Genomic DNA, 17248 nt, shown 5'->3' on the forward strand with positions numbered 1-17248 from the left:
GTTATCGGCGCTCTGCGATGGAAATAGTAAATTGATGGGCATTATCCCATTCTGGACTAAGCAGGTAAACGCTGCGACTCAACGCCCCGGAGCCTTTGAACGGCTGGGACGACTTTCTTCCATGCTGGATAGAATCTTATGGTAGCTCTGATAGCGTGCCGGGCTGATCTTGCCTTCCTCTACCGCCTGACGGATTAGGCAGCCCGGGTCGTCGCCATGTTTGCAGTCGCGGAACTTACAGCCGCCCAGATAATCACGGAACTCCACAAAACCAGAGGTAATGCGTTCCGCTGGCAGGTGCCAGAGCGCAAACTCTCGTACACCGGGCGAGTCGATCAAGTCCCCTCCTTGCGGGAAATGCAATAGCTTGGCCGCAGTCGTAGTGTGCTGCCCCAGCCCCGAGTTATCTGAGACATCGCCGACGTCTTCGTCCACCTCAGGCATTAATGTATTGATCAAACTGGATTTTCCCACCCCTGACTGCCCCACAAACACGCTAATATGGCCCTTAAGCTGCTCGGACAGACTCTCCATACCCTCGCCGGTTTTACTGCTGACCATGAGGACCGGATAGCCAATCTCACGGTAGAGAGCCAGTTGCCGCTCGACTTGCTGACGCTCGGCGTCATCGAGCATGTCCACTTTGTTGAGCAGAATCACAGGCGGAATCGCCACGTCCTCGGAGGCCACCAGATAACGGTCGATAATATTCAGAGACAGCGAGGGCAAGATGGCACTGACGATGATAATCTGGTCGATGTTCGCGGCAATCGGCTTTACACCATCGTAATAGTCCGGGCGGGTTAGCAGAGAGTCTCGTTCTGCTACCGCCTCCAACACCCCGCTAACACGGTCGTGCTGTTCCAGACCGGGTCGAAAGCGCACCCGATCACCACACACCACTGAGTCAATGTTGCGGCGAATATGGCAACGTTGGATGTGACCCTGTGCATCCTCAATGTCGGCATGCTGGCCAAACCGACCGATCACCAGCCCCTGCTGGGCCTCACCCAGATTGGCATCGTCGACGATTGCTTCTTGTTGCAAACGCTTTTGCTGATTCTTAGACACCCGCCGTTTTTGCCGCTGGGTCAGTTTATTGCGTTTTGCCACGTCGCTCCGTTGTGATTTATAGTAAGCTAAAGCTACAGTTTACCTTGCCTGTGCGCCGATGAACACGCCTATCGCGCAGCACACCTATTCAGACAGGATGATCGCTATGACACAAAACGCCAACAATCTGGTTTGGGTCGACATGGAAATGACCGGCCTGGATCCTGACACCGACAAAGTGCTGGAGATCGCCACCATCATTACTGACGCGCAGCTAAACATCCTTGCCGAGGGCCCCGTGCTGGCGATACATCAGCCCGATGATGTGCTGGACAACATGAACGAATGGTGCGTGAAGGTGCATGGCGAGACAGGTCTGACACAACGTTGCCGAGACAGCCAGATTAGCGAGCAACAGGCGGCACAGGCCACCCTGGAATTTCTAAAGCAATGGGTACCAGAAGGCAAGGCGCCACTTTGTGGCAACTCTATCGGTCAGGACCGACGCTTTATGGTAGGCCATATGCCAGAGCTGGAGGCCTACTTTCATTATCGTAATGTGGATGTCAGCACCGTCAAAGAACTGGTAAAGCGCTGGAAACCCGAGGTGTTGGACGGCTTTAAGAAAAAGGGCGTGCACCTGGCGCTGGATGATATTCGCGAGTCCATCGCCGAGATGGCTTACTATCGAGAACATGTATTTTCGATTTAACGCTAACAACGGTTTCTGGCCAAAAAAGCGCCAGGCGCACCATTTAAACAAAAATAGGCTTGCGTCCTTGCCGGAATTTTGTAAAATGCGCCTCCGCTTGGGTCGCCAAGCAGTGTGATAAACACAATTTGCGGGACAAAATGGTCTGGAACCATTTTGAACGTCGGAGCCACGCGACGACGGCCCACAGGGCAAGGTACAGGACGTGCTTTGTAATAGCTCAGCCTCACAGTCAGGCAAAGAGCTAAATAACAACCAGATATGCGGGAATAGCTCAGCTGGTAGAGCACAACCTTGCCAAGGTTGGGGTCGCGAGTTCGAATCTCGTTTCCCGCTCCAAATTTTCGGTTAACGTTATCGTGCGCTAACCGTCAGAGTACAGAATGTACTTTGTAATAGCTCAGACCTAGAATCAGGCAAAGAGCTAAACAACAATCAGATACGCGGGACAAAATGGTCTGGAACCATTTTGAACGTCGGAGCCCAGCGACGACGGCCCGAAGGGCAAAGTGCAGGACGCACTTTGTAATAGCTCAGCCCCACAGTCGGGCAAAGAGCTAAGCAATAATCAGATACGCGGGAATAGCTCAGCTGGTAGAGCACAACCTTGCCAAGGTTGGGGTCGCGAGTTCGAATCTCGTTTCCCGCTCCAATTTCTTAACTCCATTCTTTCTCTTAATGTAAACCCCGCTCCCTTTGGAGCCTCCTTCTTGGGAAAACGAGATTACACTTGGTTGACAAAAAACGTCCTTTTTTTGCCCTTCGGGCCAGCCTACGGCTGTTCAAATGCATGCTCCTGCGCATTTGTCCCGCTCCAATTTCTTAATTCCATTCTTTCTCTTAATGTAAACCCCTGTTCCCTTTGGAGCCTCCTTCTTGGGAAAACGAGATTACACTTGGTTGACAAAAGACTTCCTGTTTTTATCCCTGGGCTCAGCCTGAATTTGTCTAAGTTATTAACCCGTTACCCACTACTGGCCTACTTCAAATACCTAACGGCTCTGTAAAACAGTCAACGCTTTTAATAAAAAGTTAATTTTTTAACGACTGAATAACTATTCCCTGAATTGTTGTTGGAAATCAAAGAAAAATCCCAACTCACCAGTTCACCGACATAACCCATACCCCACAACTACAGCGGCTTGAATACTAAACCGTCAATACTGCATTAAAATTCAAAAACGATAAAAAAAGGCCGTTGTGGGCTTGAGGGAGATGTGTTTATATTTAAAGCTGGTGTCAATGAATCGTGCTGAGGGTCACCTACAACGGGCTTTCATGGCGCGAACACGATATAAAGGAATAATAAAGGCTGGCTTGCCCCGAGCAACGCCAAATCGACCAAACACCGACAGAGTAAGCCGGATAACACGGCTTAGTGACACAGCAAGAAGAGTCCATTTAAACAAAAGCAACATTTGCAACTAAGGGCAACATAATGAGCAAAAACACACTATTGAAACCAACCATGGTTTCTATGGCTATCGCCTCGGTCCTGTCTTCCTACGGTGCTGCAGCACAGGAGCAACAAGGGCAAGCCGTAGAGAAATCGATTGAGAAAATTCAGGTCACCGCAACGCGTCGTAGCGGCACTGTCCAGGACGTACCTCTGAATATCACAGCGTTGAACGACGATGTAATTCAACAACAAAATATTAGTGATGTGTCTGATATCTCACGCTGGGTGCCTGGTTTGTCGGTCCCTGAGCAAGGTGCAAGAAGCGATGCCGCTCTTATTGTTCGGGGCTTAAACACCAATGATTCTGGCCCAGGCAGCGACGGCGGTACGGTTGCCACTTACGTGGGTGAAATCCCTCTGTATGTCAACATGAAGCTGGTTGACGTTGAGCGAGTGGAAGTACTCATCGGTCCTCAAGGCACTTTGTATGGTGCGGGCACTTTGGGCGGCGCCATTCGCTATCTGCCCAAGGCACCTGAGTTAGACTTTACTACCGGTGAAGTCTTCGGCGATGTCTACTCTATTAGTGAGAGTGATGACATGAGTGGCGAGGGTGGTTTCGTGTTTAATACGCCCTTAATCCAGGACGAACTGGCTCTTCGAGTGTCACTGAACTATCTGAACGACTCAGGCTTCATTGACTATAACTACGTTGTCAGAGAACCGGGAACATCGTTACCGGATCCAGACTGGTCTGATCAATCAGCGGTTAACCAGAATCTCAAACAAGTTGCCGATGCAAATGGTGAGGAAACACTGACCACCCGTGTTGCATTGCGCTGGAAGCCAACCGACTGGTTGGATGCGACGTTAAATTACTTCCGTCAGGATCAAGAAGCGGAAGGCCGCTCAATTGTTCATGCCCAGTCACTGGCCGACTCAAACCCACTGAGTGATGTTATTGGTGAGTATGAGTCCGCGTATCGCGTCGAAGAACCCTTTGAACGTACTGATGACCTGTACAGTCTGGAGGTCACAGCCGATCTGGGCTGGGCCGAGCTCGTTTCTGCAACAGGTTACTCCAAGTGGGAGCGTTTAGGACAACGAGACCAAACCGACTTGTTGATTCGCCTCGATTATAGCTACGAAGAGTTCCCTGCGTTTACTGCCTTCACTCGTGAAGACGGTGATCAGGATATATTCACACAGGAAGTACGCTTAGTATCCCAGATTGACTCTAACTGGTCATGGATCGTTGGCGGCTACTACAACAAAGATGAGTCGGACACTTCCAGCAGTGAATTTACGCCTGGCTTTGACGAGTATGCCATCAATGTGTGGGGCGTAGGCGGTAATTTACGGCCTGACTCTCTGGAATACTACAGCGTTGGCCAAACCGAAGTCACTGAAAAAGCCCTATTTGGTGAATTAACGTGGCAAGCGACCGACCAACTGGAGTTTACTGTTGGTACCCGTTTTTACGAATATGAAGTCTATGACCGTTCCGCTGTCGACCTCCCACTTTTCTATACGGTTTTCACAGGTCGGGCTCCGGATTCACTCGTACTGGATTACGAAGTCAACACCGCTGAAGATGACGGGAATTTGCTCAAGTTCAATACCAACTATAAATTCAGTGATGATGTGATGGGTTACCTAACGGTCAGCGAAGGCTTCCGTATCGGTGGTTCAAACGGTGTTGCGGCTTGTCCTGACAATGTTGACCAACTGCCCAACCAGATTGTCTGTGCCCTGCCTAACGAGGTGAATTACGTAGCGGACACCACGACTAACTATGAGTTAGGGTTTAAGTCGTCCTGGATGCGTAATAAGTTCCACTTTAATGCAGCGCTATTCAATGTCGATTGGGAAGATGCTCAGGTAGGTGGCGCGACGGTTAATGGTCAACAGCCTATTACCGCTAATGCTGGCGGCGCAAACTCGAAAGGGGTTGAGATTTCAACTCGTGCCGTTTTGTCAGATAGCCTGACAGCCTATGCAACTTACGCCTACACGAAGGCGGAACTAACAGAAGACGCGCCTTTCCTGTTTGATATCGTTGGCGACCCAGGTTCTGCCATTCAGGACTTCTACGACGGTAAAGACGGTGACCGCCTGCCTGGCTCCCCTGAGACCCAGTTCTCTTTCGGTGCCACCTACACCACCGAAGTGTTCGATGATCTCCTGCTCGACGTCAACTATGGCTTGACCTACCAAAGCGATGTCATCACTAAGGTTGGTCAACGTGCCGATGGTGAGCGCTTGCCGGGCTACGCATTGAGCAACCTGTCTGCGAAGATTTCTGATGTGGACTGGGCCGTAACCTTCTATATCGATAATATGTTCGATAAGTATGCCTTCTCTGCGACTCGCCGGGACAGAGGTGATATTGGTTTGGCTCGATTCCCTGAGATGAATACCAACGGAACCTCTTTGCAGCGTAACTATGGTCACTACCTGATCACGCCACGCACAATGGGTGTACGTTTCAAGTATAATTTCGAAATGTAAGCATCCCCTGGGGTATCCAAAAGGCGCCTCCTGTTGGCGCCTTTTTTTTCGGGTGAACCTATGACGAATATTGAGCAACTTCACAAAGCAGCACTAGATTTTATCAACCAGGGACGTCTTAAGCAGGCCCACGCTGTATGTCGGGATATCATTCAACATGATCCCGGGCATGCGGACGCACACTTTCTCATGGGTGTGATTAACTATGAGTTGGGGCAGATAAAAAAGTCCATTGCGTTGATGATTGAGGCGGTAAAACGCGATCCTAAAGTGGAATATCAAGCCCATCTGGCCAAAGCATTTGCCATCAATGGAGACCTGGTCGCGGCCCGAAAGGTCTGTGATGCCAACGCTCCGACAACCGCGGATTCAGCGCTAACCGCCGATACGTTTGGTGTGGCTCTGAGCAAAATAGGTCTGCACAACAGAGCACTGACCTACTTTGAAAATGCAATTAGCAAAGCCCCAGAAAACGCCAGCTACCACTACAATTACGCCGTGTCGGCCAAATTCCTGGGCGATTTTGAGGCCGCACGTCAAGGCTTTGAAAAAGCGATCAATCTCAAGCCGGATTATGTTCAGGCCCATTATGCACTCGCAGACCTTGGCGATGTTGATAACCATCACAATCACATCCCACGCATGGAGGCTCTCTGGTCTGGTGTCAGCGATCCGAATGCCAGATTACAGTTAGCCCATGGTCTGGCGAAAGAGTATGAAGCATGCGGTCGTTACGACGATGCCTTTAAAGTCCTTCAATCTGCCAAGAGCCAAAAATTAGCCCAAACCGGAGATTCCGCTCAGTCACAAAAAGCATTGTTTGAGTGCTGTTATGAGCTTATGTCAGCACCTCAGATACCCAGTGGCTGCGAATCCGATGAGCCTATTTTTGTATTGGGAATGCCTCGTTCGGGAACCACTCTCGTGGACAGGATTCTCTGCAGCCATTCTCAAGTTATGTCAGCTGGCGAACTCCAGGATTTTGGTATGGCGATAAAGGAGCTGACAACAACCCCCTCGAATCATGTACTTGACGCACAAACCCTGCAAGCAGCTTATCAATGTGACCCCAAAGCCATTGGGCAACGCTACCTGGATAGAACGCGTTCAGTAACGGCGGGCTCTTCAAGATTTATTGATAAGCTACCTTTCAACTTTTTCTACCTCGATTTGATTCTACGGGCACTGCCTAACGCAAAGGTTCTCTGCCTGATACGAGACCCTATGGATACCTGTATCGGTAACTTCCGGCAGCTCTTTTCACTTAACAGCCCCTATTACCACTATTCACTAGATTTGATGAACACAGGCCAACTCTACGCTCAGTTCTATCGGTGGGTGCACCACTTCGAGCAGCAAGGCCACAATAACTTCCGGCTGGTCAATTACGAGGCACTGGCGCGCGACCCCGAACCCCATATCCGTGACATTATCGAATTTTGCGACCTTCCCTGGCAGGACGCTTGCCTGAATGTGGAGCAAAATACCGCACCGGTCTCCACCGCCAGCAAGGTACAGGTGCGCGAGCCGATAAATACTAAATCCATTGGTCGCTGGAAACGTTATCAGCCGCATACCGAGCCCCTGGAGCGTTTCTTCACCGAGCAAGGTATTGCTTATGACTTGTGATGAGGTCGTCGCTCTGGCACAGTACAACTGGTCCAACCACGAAATAACATCATGAAAAAGAATCCATTACGCAAATTTGTCGATAGCATCGCCGGACACCCCGATTGGCTGCGGCGGATGTACCTGACCCGCATGTTCCGTATGAAGGTCAAATTCGCTGGCACGGCCGGACTGGATATTCTGGATACCGACGGTCAAAGTGTTACCTTCGCCATTACCAACCGCCGTAAGGTACAAAATCATATCGGTGGCGTGCATGCGGCAGCCATGTCATTGCTCGCAGAATCGGCCACCGGGTTTATTGTGGGCATTAACCTGCCGGGCGATAAGCTCCCGCTGATGAAGCGCATGAACATCAACTATGTGAAACGCGCCGAGGGCGATCTGACTGCCAAAGCCTGGCTTACCGATGAACAGGTACAGCAGATGGAAAACCAGGACAAAGGAGAAATTACCGTGGCAGTTACGGTCACTGATGAAGCCGGCAACCAGCCGGTAGAATGTGAGATGCTCTGGGCCTGGATCCCTAAAAAGAAGTAAGCACTAACTTTAAACAAAGACCTAATTTGCTCTAAATTAGACCATCTTCTGATACAGGCTACCGCTAAAACCCGCTACAATAGCCGCCGCACACACAGGAGGAACTATGGGCGGGTTAGAGGTTGTCTTAATCGGGCTGGCGATTGTGGCTCTGCTGGGCGTAATGCTGGAAGAGGTTACTCATATCAGCAAGGCCAAAATTACCTTGTTTTTCGGCACCCTGAGCTGGATATTACTGTTTATTTATCACGCCCCCGACACTGCCACTGTCGAGCAAAGCCTGCATGAGAATATCGCCGAAATCGCCAACCTGTGGCTGTTTCTCGTGGCGGCCATGACCTTCGTCGCCTACCTCAATAAAAAGCGCCTGATCGAAGGCATGATGAACGTACTGCTGCCCAGCCACCTCAGCGAGCGTCAGTTAATGTTTATGACCGGTGGGTTCAGCTTTATCTTTTCCTCGCTGGCCGACAACATCACCGCCACTCTGGTGTCGGTAGCCATGCTGATTCCACTTAACTTGCCAGTGAACAAATTACTTCGTTACGCCGTCATGGTCGTGTTTGCCGTGAACTCCGGGGGGGTCGCGCTGATTACCGGCGATGTCACCACTTTGATGATTTTTCTGGCTGGCAAGACCGCTATTCCCGACTTGTTGTGGCTATCACTGCCTTCACTGATATCCGTTATTGCTTTGGCCGCACTGTTATCCATCGGTTTAAACGGCAAGGTGACCTTTAACCGTAACAAGATCAAGGTTCGCCGGGTAGATGTGCAGATCGCGGCGATCTTTCTGTTCACCATATTAATGACCATGCTGGGCAATATTCTGTATCACCTGCCGCCGGTACTGACCTTTCTCTGCGGCTTATCGGTGATGTTTTTGGTGGCCCACTTTAACGGTGAGAACGACGACCAAAACCCGATACTCGACTACATTCGTTATATTGAGTTCGACACCCTTCTGTTCTTCTTAGGCATATTGCTACTGGTGGGTATGTTAAAAGAAATAAGTGCACTGGACTCGCTGCTCTATCTCTACCAGGTGTTACCTGTGAATGCAGCGAATTTCCTGTTCGGCATCTTATCGTCACTGGTGGATAACGTGCCGCTCACCGCCGCATTACTTAAAGCCAATATCACCATGAGCCAGGCCGATTGGCTGATGCTTACCTACGCGGTAGGTGTTGGGGGGTCTCTGCTGGTGATCGGCTCGGCAGCGGGCATTGTGACCATGAGTAAGATTCGCGCTCTCACCTTTGCCCGTTATGCCAAATTCAGTCTGGCGCTGCTTATGTGCTACAGCATCGGCTATGGTCTTGTTTATGTCCTGACCTCTCTGGTTATTGCCACCTCTTAAATTTTTTTCGTCTAAGTACCATAATTTTGTTGACACTGTGCCCGATCGGACCTAAATAGTCGGTGGCGAAAGGGCGCAACCGGCCTGTTTACAGGCCAGCCAAGCCAGCCATTCCTGATGTTCACTTTTTTTGGGGATGCCCACTATGGCTACAATCACGAAAGACCAAATGCTGCAACGCAAATACGCCGATCCAACCTATTACCCTTATGGCTTCTCTCGCTCTGGCGACTTTTCTATCAAGGAAAGCCAACTCCTGAGCGACTACGGTTGCCTGATCTCCGCGCTGTTAACCGGTCAGGTGACCGCAGAAACCGAAGAAGACCAGCAACTGCTTGCCGTCGCCCGGGGCGAACAGGCCCCCTGCACACCGGTAGAGAAAGTATGGTTTAAGTACCAACAACGTATCCACCGGCCTCGCTATGGCAGTATCTACGGCTCCAAGACCCGTACCGATTCAGATGGTAGTGACATTATCGATGATGATGAACCGTTGGAGCTGGATATCAGCTGACGTCTAAAAAGGCTGACCATCCTGTTACAGGCGGGTCAGCCCAAGACGCAACGAAAGAATCATCCTAAAATATCCTTATATGGGGATATTTATCTCATTTTTATGCGTTTTCCTGTTTAACCTCTGCGCTGGCTCACGTATAGTCGGGCTCTGGGTGATAAAACCCGGTCGAATTCAACTAATCAGCAGTAATTACAGGAGATAGCGGTGGAGAAGATGTCAGGCGCCGCCATGGTGGTCAGGGCGCTTAAAGATGTTGGCGTAAAACATGTTTTTGGTTATCCGGGCGGGGCCGTTCTGGATATTTACGATGCGCTTTATGCGCAAGATGATGTCCAACATATTCTGGTCCGCCACGAGCAGTCCGCCGCACATATGGCAGATGGCTATGCCCGGGCGACCGGGCAGACCGGCACCGTGCTGGTCACTTCAGGTCCAGGCGCCACCAATACCATTACCGGTATCGCCACCGCCTATATGGACTCTATCCCTATGGTCGTATTGTCCGGTCAGGTTCCATCAACGCATATTGGCGAAGACGCCTTCCAGGAAACCGACATGGTGGGCTGCTCACGTCCTATCGTAAAGCACAGTTTTCTGGTCAAACGCGCCGTGGATATCCCCGATGCCATCGCCAAGGCTTATTATATTGCCAACTCAGGCCGTCCTGGCCCGGTCGTGGTAGATCTGCCTAAAGACATTGTCAATATTCAGGAGTCGCACCCTTACCACTTCCCAGATACAGTGAAGATGCGCTCCTACAACCCCACCATCAAAGGCCATATTGGCCAGGTTAAAAAGGCGCTAAAGGTATTGCTAAACGCCAAGCGGCCGGTTATTTACGCCGGCGGCGGTGCCATTGCCGCCGAGGCCAGTTCTTTATTGACTGAGTTAGCGGAGAAACTGCATATCCCGGTCACCAATACCCTGATGGGTCTGGGCTCTTTCCCGGGCACCCATAAGCAGTTTGTGGGTATGCTGGGGATGCATGGGACGCTGGAAGCCAATAAGACCATGCACAATGCCGATTGCATCCTGGCCCTGGGGGCACGTTTTGATGATCGCGTAACTAACAATGTGGCGAAGTTTTGTCCTCATGCGGATATTATTCATGTGGATATCGATCCGGCGTCCATTTCCAAAACCATTAACGCCCATATTCCTGTCGTGGGCTCGGTCAAAACCGTGCTGACTCAGTTTTTTGAGCAGATGCATGAGATCGACGACAACGAACGCCAGGAGCAGATGGCCGACTGGTGGCAACAGATAGAACAGTGGCGGGGCCAGAAGTGTCTCGACTTCGCAAAGGACGAGCAGCAAATAAAGCCCCAACAGGTAATTGAGTCGCTCTATCGCCACACCAATGGCGATGCCTACGTGACCTCCGACGTGGGTCAGCATCAGATGTTTGCAGCGTTGTATTACCCATTCGATAAGCCTCGCCGTTGGATCAACTCCGGTGGCCTGGGCACCATGGGCTTTGGCTTGCCTGCCGCCATGGGCGTGCAGGTGGCTCATCCTGACGCCGTGGTCGCCTGCGTCACCGGTGACGGCAGCATTCAGATGAACATTCAGGAGCTGTCTACCTGCCTGCAATACGGCTTGCCGGTGAAGATCATCTCACTGAATAACCGTGCCCTGGGTATGGTCCGCCAGTGGCAGGATATGATTTATAAAGGCCGTTACTCTCACTCTTATATGGAGTCGCTGCCGGATTTTGTGAAGCTTACTGAGGCTTATGGCCATGTCGGCATTAAGGTCAATAAACCGGAGGAATTGGAAGAGGCCATGGCTCGCTGCTTTGCCGAAAAAGAACGCTTAGTATTTATGGACATTGCCGTGGACCAGAATGAACACGTGTACCCCATGCAGATCAAGCATGGCGCGATGGACGATATGAGATTAAGTAAAACGGAGCGCACCTGATGAGACGTATTATTTCAGTGTTGATGGAAAACGAACCCGGCTCTTTGTCTCGCATCATGGGCCTGTTCTCCCAGCGCGGGTATAACGTGGACTCCCTGTGTGTAGCACCGATCGATGACTCCAGCCTGTCGCGGCTGACCATCACTACCCAGGGCGATGACCGCATTATCGAGCAGATCCTAAAGCAGGTGAACAAACTGATTGATGTGCTCAAGGTACAGGACCTCACCGAAGGTCAGCACGTGGAACGCGAGTTGATGCTAATCAAGGTTGGGACCCGCAGCGAGGCGGTGAGGGCAGAAGTTAAACGCTCCATCGATATCTTCCGTGGTAAGGTGCTGGATGTGACACCTAAGTGTTATACCCTTGAGATGACCGGCACCAGCGATAAACTGGATGCCTTTGTCAGCACCATGTCGCAAACCGCAGAAATTCTGGAGCTGTCACGCACCGGCGTCTGTGGTTTAGCCAGAGGTGATAAGGCCATGCGCACCAACTAAGTCAAGAGCGCACACAGAGCAAAAAAGGATACCTTCGGGTATCCTTTTTTATCGGTTTTGTTTCTCTGTTACAGGTCTCTGTGTTGAAAGATGGGAGCCCAGATTCCCTGGGCTAGGCTGTGCGCAACTTGTCTAACTGAGTCACCAGATCAGTCACGCTTTGCTGAATAGCTTCCGCGCTGACGCGAGACTGGCTGGCCAAATCAGCCACCTCTTTAGTGACATCGCCGATGGCCACCATATTCTTGTTCAGCTCCTCGCTGACCTGACTTTGCTCTTCTGCGGCAGTGGCCATCTGCAGGATACGTTCGTTGATCTGGGAAATCTCACTGACCACATCACGCATTTTTTCATAGGACCCTTTAGATAAATCGGCCGCTTGTTGGGCGCGATTATTGCCTTGTTCTATAATACCGACCGTCGAGCGCACCTCGGACTGCAAGCCGTCGATCACCGAGCTAATTTCACCGACGGACTCGGCCGTTTTCGATGCCAAAGCCCTGACCTCATCGGCGACCACACTAAAGCCTCTACCATGTTCCCCCGCCCTCGCTGCCTCAATCGCCGCATTCAGCGCCAGCAAGTTGGTCTGATCGGCAATAGCGTCAATCACATCTAAGATCTTGCGAATATTGTCACTCTGCTCGGATACCTTGGAGACGGCCTGAGAGGCACTGGACATGTCTTCCGATAATTGCCGAACATTGTCTACCGACTGGGAGAGATCGTGCTCTGTGGATTTGACCGAGTCATTGGCTATAGTCGCACTGTCGGCCGCCTCGGCCGCATGCTGTGCCACTCCTCGCGCCGTTTCCGACATTTCGGTGATAGCCGTTACGACACTGTCGATTTCCTGCTGCTGGCTTTGAATCTGGGTATCCGTTTGTTCTGAATAATGGGCCATCTCTTTAGCGCCTTCTGACGCGCTGCGGCTGGAGGACTTTGCCTGATTCAATAGCTCACACACTTTGCTCTGAAACTGATTAAAGCTTTCCGCCAATGAAATGAGTTCGGCATGAGTCTCGACATTCAGCGTCTGGGTCAGGTCGCCGCCCTGGCCTGCCAGTTCACGCATTTTGTTCGCCACCATACTCAGTGGACTGACAATAGAGCGTGTAAAGACGCTCACTAATAACAGACTTACCACCACCAGAATTAGGGTGATGACTAACAATCCGCCCACCAGCTCTGCAACCTCGGACTCGATGGCGTCTGAGACCGAATTCACCGAGGACATGGCCACGTCATAATCGACGCCGATAAGCATATACCACTGAGTCTTCGCGCTGGGCAGGCTTATTGGTTGACTGACGTACAGGTACTCCTGATCACGTAACGCCCGGCTGGTTTGTGCCGTGTCACTTAGCAGATTGTTAGCCAGCGATTCTGGCATCGCCTCCGACAGAGGCCTTGCTAATACTGCATCAGGATCACTCGCCGCCGCCAGGAAGCCATCCTGACTCACCACATAAACCTGAGACTTACCCTGATACAGTGAGTCGGCTAATGCCTTGGCATTTTGCTGCAAAATAGGCAGGTTTACATCCACACCAACGACACCCCTGAAGCGCCCCTCGGCGATGACCGGCACCGTCAGTGATGTCATCAGTTCCTCATAGCCTTCACGTATCTCATAGTTATAAGGGTTGGAGACACAGGGGGCAGCCTTCTCTTTCGGGCACAAGAACCACTCCGCCGCACGAAACCCAAACTCATCCCGGGTGGTATCGAATTTTTCCTGCGCATCTTCCACGCCCTCAGAAACAATGCTGCCGTCTGGGTTACGCACGATATAGATTTCCATCGAGCCATGGCCGGGAACAGAATGCTTCGGCTCGTTCAGGTAATCACTATCATTATCGTGAAACTGATTGGCTTCCAGTTGTGCATACATCGAGGATGTGCCACTGGCAGCGAGCGTATCGATCACCAAATCATGCACCTGATCACGAGACAGGGACTGTGCATCGTCACGCTCAATCGTTTTTGCCAATTGGGACGCTACGGCCAAAGGGTATTGGAGCTTGGACTCCAGCATGGTGGCGATGCCTTCGCCACTGGCTTTAGCCTGAGCATTCAGCTTTTCGATGACTTGAGATTCGACGGTGTCAGTGACCCCGTTCTTTATGCGCTGTTCGGTGGAGTTGAGTGACCAGTAGGTGTAACCCAGGAAAATAATGCTGACGGCGGCCAGAAGGCCGCCCACGACAAAGAGTAACTTTACAGCAAGGCTGCGTTCACGAACTGGCATGGCGGCTTCCCACATTGACACGATTCAAAGAATATCTGTCCTAACTATAAGCTAAAAACCAGACTCCAGATGCTTGATTAGCCGAAATTTTACCGCGAGAGTGCAGCAATATGGGTTAATAGAAGGTTAAAACGCTCTGGGTCCGTCATTTCTATCGGTTACCCGGCTCTTATTTTTATACCAATAAGAGATAAAAAATGGAATTTATATTTCTACTCCTTACTTCGGCTGCCCACATCCAGCCCTTTTTGAGCCAAACAGACACTAACGCCGCCTCGGCTTACACAGAGGTTAAATTATATACACATTTTTATAACAACACTTCCGGTGAGCCTGTCCTAATATCGGCATGTCGGCATTAGGCCGTCGCAGACATGGGAGGTAACCATGAAACTGACAATCTGGTGTAACCAAGTACTGGTATCGTTGGCAATGATGTCGCAGGGCGACCTTACTCATCGTCGTGATAAGCACGGCGTCGCCCGATTCTCATCTCAGGGAAGCTCTCCGGCAACCCGCTCGCCATTGGGCACAGATCTGGGATGCGACGCTGAACTTCGCGCCGCCACGTTAGAAGGCGTATTGACACGCCTGGCCTAAGCAGAGGAGCCAGGCAACTTCTCTGCCTGTTGATTTTTGCAATACATATGGGGTTTGTTTAGCGCCCCGCACAGGGTATGTTAGTCATGCAGAGCAAAAAGGAGCCTGTTATGACCGCCAGAGCCGGAAATTTGCAACAAGAGCGACAACGCGTGGATGGTACGGTGCCGGGTGGTGGCCCGGATAAACACCGCACGATGGCCACCTGCTGTTTTGTCAGTGGGTGGCAGTGAATGGCCGGCTTCCCCCCGTTACTGGCCGGCCCCGTTCTGCGACATTGTCATCAGCAGCAACTCACCTTGTGGTTTGTTACCAGCTCCCCTGCACGGGGAGCTTTTCAAACCTTCGATAACAATGGCCACTGCCTTCTTGAGCAGCCTTTGGAAACGGCCGAACTCAACTCGGTGCAAGTCGGTCAACACTGTTTTATCCACCTGCTCCGGGTCCAGGCCAGCGAGCCGCTGCCCGGCAATACCCTACTAAGTTACGAGCTCCAGCTGGATACCGACGAAGGACGCCAAGGCCTCACCGAACTGGCACCAGGTCTGTTGTATCCTGGCCAGCCAAGACCGGTTTTTCAGCTTCCCAAAGACGGTAAGCTATCGCGTTTACTTCACGGCTCCTGTCGTAAGCCCCATCATTATCAAAGCGACGCCATGATAACGGTGGATAACAAACTGCATCGGACTCTCACTAAAGCGGAGCAGCGGCCTGACTTATTATTGTTTAGCGGCGATCAGGTCTACGTGGACGACGTAGCGGGCCCCATGTTGGTGGCCGTGCACCAGGTTATCGATAAGCTCGGCTTGTTTGATGAAAACTGGCAGGGTGCGGACTGCCAGACACTGGCCGAATTGCGTCAGCTGACCGATTGTTACTATGGGCGGGAAGGCCTGTTGCCGGACGACAAAGCCAACCAGGCGCTGATGGAGTCCTTCTTTGAAGGGGCTCGCAAGCCCATTTTCACGTCGGCCGGCGCCCATAACCATTTAGTGGCTTTGAGCGAGGTAATCGCCATGTATCTGTTGGCCTGGTCCGATACTCCCTGGCAGTGGGTAGATTTGGACATCGGCGAGGCCTGGATCGGGGATTCTTACAAGGCGCGCTACGAGCGCGAGTGCGCCACCATCGATGACTTTGCCGATGGTGTTAAACACGCCCGCCGAGCTATGGCCCATATTCCCGTGTACATGATCTTCGACGATCACGATGTGACCGACGACTGGAATCTCACCCGAGGCTGGGAAGAAGCCGCCTATGGCAATCCGTTTTCGAGGCGCATCATCGGAAACGCATTAGTCGGATACTGGCTTTGTCAGGGCTGGGGCAATCAGCCAGACAACTACCAGCACCTCGCCGAGCAAGTATTACCCTGCTTCACCGACAGCGGTATTGAAGAACACGATAATCTGATCGATGCGGTATTGAACTGGAAGCACTGGCATTACCACCTCAATACCTCCCCTAAGCTGGTCGTGTTGGATACCCGCACCCATCGCTGGCGTTCCGAAAGTAGCCCCGGCAAGCCTTCGGGACTAATGGACTGGGAGACTCTGAGCGAATTGCAGCAAGAGCTGATCGGCCAGGAGTCGGTGATTATGGTCTCCCCAGCCCCGGTGTTCGGCGTTAAGCTGATCGAAACCATACAGCGTGTTTTTACCTTCTTCGGCAAGCCCCTGGTGGTGGATGCGGAAAACTGGATGGCCCACCCCGGCGCCGCCAATGTGATCCTGAACATCTTCCGCCATCAGAAAACACCGCCACGCTTTATCATTCTGTCCGGCGATGTGCATTACTCCTTTGCCTACGATGTAACGCTGCGCTTTCGTCAGAACAGTCCGCAGATTCTGCAAATCACCGCAAGCGGTATTAAAAATGCGTTCCCCGACAGGCTGTTGCGCTGGTTTGACCGCATCAATCGCTGGCTGTACGGAAGCCGCTCTCCCCTCAATGTCTTTACCAAACGTCGGCGCATGAAGATTAAGCGACGCACCCCCAACGGCGGCCCCGAAGTGCTGTTCAATCATGCTGCCATAGGCGAGGTAGAACTGGCCCAAAACATTGAAGAGACCCAGGTCAGGGTGCATACCTCAGACGGTGAAGTAGTGGAATTTAAGTAACCTCGCCGGCGATATTTTCGCCATTTTACTGCCCACTCACCATCCGTGTGTTTTGTGCGGCCTGACCGAATCGCCCTTATCAATACATTTACACCCTTACAATCGTAAAAAGCGACTTTGGTTGCTTTTCGAG

General features: G+C 51.6%; 13 protein-coding genes and 2 tRNA genes. 13 read left to right on the plus strand and 2 right to left on the minus strand.

All coding sequences use genetic code 11. From position 1 onward, the window contains the following. Window positions 1-78 precede the first annotated feature (78 nt). Window positions 79-1113: a small ribosomal subunit biogenesis GTPase RsgA gene (gene rsgA, locus HMF8227_RS13825; RefSeq protein WP_109340741.1), complete on the minus strand. Its 1035-nt coding sequence runs from the start codon at window positions 1111-1113 to the stop codon at window positions 79-81. A 106-nt stretch (window positions 1114-1219) separates the two neighbouring features. On the opposite strand from rsgA, the gene orn reads away from it, so the two are divergent. From orn to ilvN, 10 genes are all read left to right on the plus strand, one after another. Further along, window positions 1220-1765, plus strand: a complete 546-nt coding sequence (orn, locus tag HMF8227_RS13830; protein ID WP_109340742.1) for an oligoribonuclease — start codon at window positions 1220-1222, stop codon at window positions 1763-1765. 263 nt (window positions 1766-2028) lie between these two features. Next, window positions 2029-2104, plus strand: a tRNA-Gly gene (locus HMF8227_RS13835). A 237-nt stretch (window positions 2105-2341) separates the two neighbouring features. Further along, window positions 2342-2417, plus strand: a tRNA-Gly gene (locus tag HMF8227_RS13840). 786 nt (window positions 2418-3203) lie between these two features. After that, on the plus strand, window positions 3204-5675 hold the full coding sequence (locus HMF8227_RS13845; protein ID WP_109340743.1) for a TonB-dependent receptor: 2472 nt from the start codon (window positions 3204-3206) through the stop codon (window positions 5673-5675). Window positions 5676-5735: 60 nt separating this feature from the next. Then, complete coding sequence (locus tag HMF8227_RS13850) at window positions 5736-7304, plus strand: tetratricopeptide repeat-containing sulfotransferase family protein (protein WP_109340744.1); 1569 nt, start codon at window positions 5736-5738, stop codon at window positions 7302-7304. 48 nt (window positions 7305-7352) lie between these two features. Continuing rightward, on the plus strand, window positions 7353-7844 hold the full coding sequence (locus tag HMF8227_RS13855; RefSeq protein WP_109340745.1) for a DUF4442 domain-containing protein: 492 nt from the start codon (window positions 7353-7355) through the stop codon (window positions 7842-7844). 106 nt (window positions 7845-7950) lie between these two features. Next, window positions 7951-9204 (plus strand): sodium:proton antiporter NhaD, encoded by a 1254-nt coding sequence (nhaD, locus tag HMF8227_RS13860; protein ID WP_109340746.1) that lies wholly within the window; start codon window positions 7951-7953, stop codon window positions 9202-9204. Between the two features lie 145 nt (window positions 9205-9349). Then, a complete protein-coding gene (locus HMF8227_RS13865; RefSeq protein ID WP_109340747.1) occupies window positions 9350-9718 on the plus strand; it encodes a MaoP family protein in 369 nt (122 codons plus the stop codon). A 207-nt stretch (window positions 9719-9925) separates the two neighbouring features. Next, window positions 9926-11644: an acetolactate synthase 3 large subunit gene (locus HMF8227_RS13870; RefSeq protein ID WP_109340748.1), complete on the plus strand. Its 1719-nt coding sequence runs from the start codon at window positions 9926-9928 to the stop codon at window positions 11642-11644. Beyond that, window positions 11644-12144, plus strand: coding sequence for an acetolactate synthase small subunit (gene ilvN / locus HMF8227_RS13875; RefSeq protein ID WP_109340749.1), 501 nt, complete (start codon window positions 11644-11646; stop codon window positions 12142-12144). Before HMF8227_RS13870 ends, ilvN begins: the two co-directional genes overlap by 1 nt. A gap of 112 nt (window positions 12145-12256) precedes the next feature. On the opposite strand, the gene HMF8227_RS13880 is transcribed toward ilvN, so the two are convergent. Beyond that, on the minus strand, window positions 12257-14395 hold the full coding sequence (locus tag HMF8227_RS13880) for a methyl-accepting chemotaxis protein (protein WP_109341122.1): 2139 nt from the start codon (window positions 14393-14395) through the stop codon (window positions 12257-12259). Window positions 14396-14782: 387 nt separating this feature from the next. Here HMF8227_RS13880 and HMF8227_RS15095 point away from each other — a divergent pair, with 387 nt between their 5' ends. From HMF8227_RS15095 to HMF8227_RS13885, 3 genes are all read left to right on the plus strand, one after another. After that, complete coding sequence (locus HMF8227_RS15095; protein WP_162558615.1) at window positions 14783-14995, plus strand: hypothetical protein; 213 nt, start codon at window positions 14783-14785, stop codon at window positions 14993-14995. A gap of 110 nt (window positions 14996-15105) precedes the next feature. Further along, the gene (locus HMF8227_RS15280) at window positions 15106-15228 is read left to right on the plus strand and encodes a hypothetical protein (protein ID WP_275425508.1); all 123 of its coding nucleotides are present in this window, start codon (window positions 15106-15108) and stop codon (window positions 15226-15228) included. Beyond that, window positions 15229-17115 carry an alkaline phosphatase D family protein gene (locus HMF8227_RS13885; protein WP_109340750.1) on the plus strand — a complete coding sequence of 629 codons (1887 nt, stop codon included), beginning with the start codon at window positions 15229-15231 and terminating at the stop codon, window positions 17113-17115. The last annotated feature ends 133 nt before the right edge of the window (window positions 17116-17248 follow it).

This window comes from Saliniradius amylolyticus (genome assembly GCF_003143555.1).
Taxonomy (GTDB): domain Bacteria; phylum Pseudomonadota; class Gammaproteobacteria; order Enterobacterales; family Alteromonadaceae; genus Saliniradius; species Saliniradius amylolyticus.

What these genes read in the sequence shown, in the direction of transcription:
- HMF8227_RS15095 (WP_162558615.1), top strand. Translation starts at nt 14,783, where the DNA reads ATGAAACTGACAATCTGGTGTAACCAAGTACTGGTATCGTTGGCAATG.
- HMF8227_RS13885 (WP_109340750.1), top strand. Translation starts at nt 15,229, where the DNA reads ATGGCCGGCTTCCCCCCGTTACTGGCCGGCCCCGTTCTGCGACATTGT.
- orn (WP_109340742.1), top strand. Translation starts at nt 1,220, where the DNA reads ATGACACAAAACGCCAACAATCTGGTTTGGGTCGACATGGAAATGACC.
- HMF8227_RS15280 (WP_275425508.1), top strand. Translation starts at nt 15,106, where the DNA reads ATGACCGCCAGAGCCGGAAATTTGCAACAAGAGCGACAACGCGTGGAT.
- HMF8227_RS13850 (WP_109340744.1), top strand. Translation starts at nt 5,736, where the DNA reads ATGACGAATATTGAGCAACTTCACAAAGCAGCACTAGATTTTATCAAC.
- nhaD (WP_109340746.1), top strand. Translation starts at nt 7,951, where the DNA reads ATGGGCGGGTTAGAGGTTGTCTTAATCGGGCTGGCGATTGTGGCTCTG.
- HMF8227_RS13880 (WP_109341122.1), bottom strand. Translation starts at nt 14,395, where the DNA reads ATGCCAGTTCGTGAACGCAGCCTTGCTGTAAAGTTACTCTTTGTCGTG.
- HMF8227_RS13845 (WP_109340743.1), top strand. Translation starts at nt 3,204, where the DNA reads ATGAGCAAAAACACACTATTGAAACCAACCATGGTTTCTATGGCTATC.
- HMF8227_RS13865 (WP_109340747.1), top strand. Translation starts at nt 9,350, where the DNA reads ATGGCTACAATCACGAAAGACCAAATGCTGCAACGCAAATACGCCGAT.
- ilvN (WP_109340749.1), top strand. Translation starts at nt 11,644, where the DNA reads ATGAGACGTATTATTTCAGTGTTGATGGAAAACGAACCCGGCTCTTTG.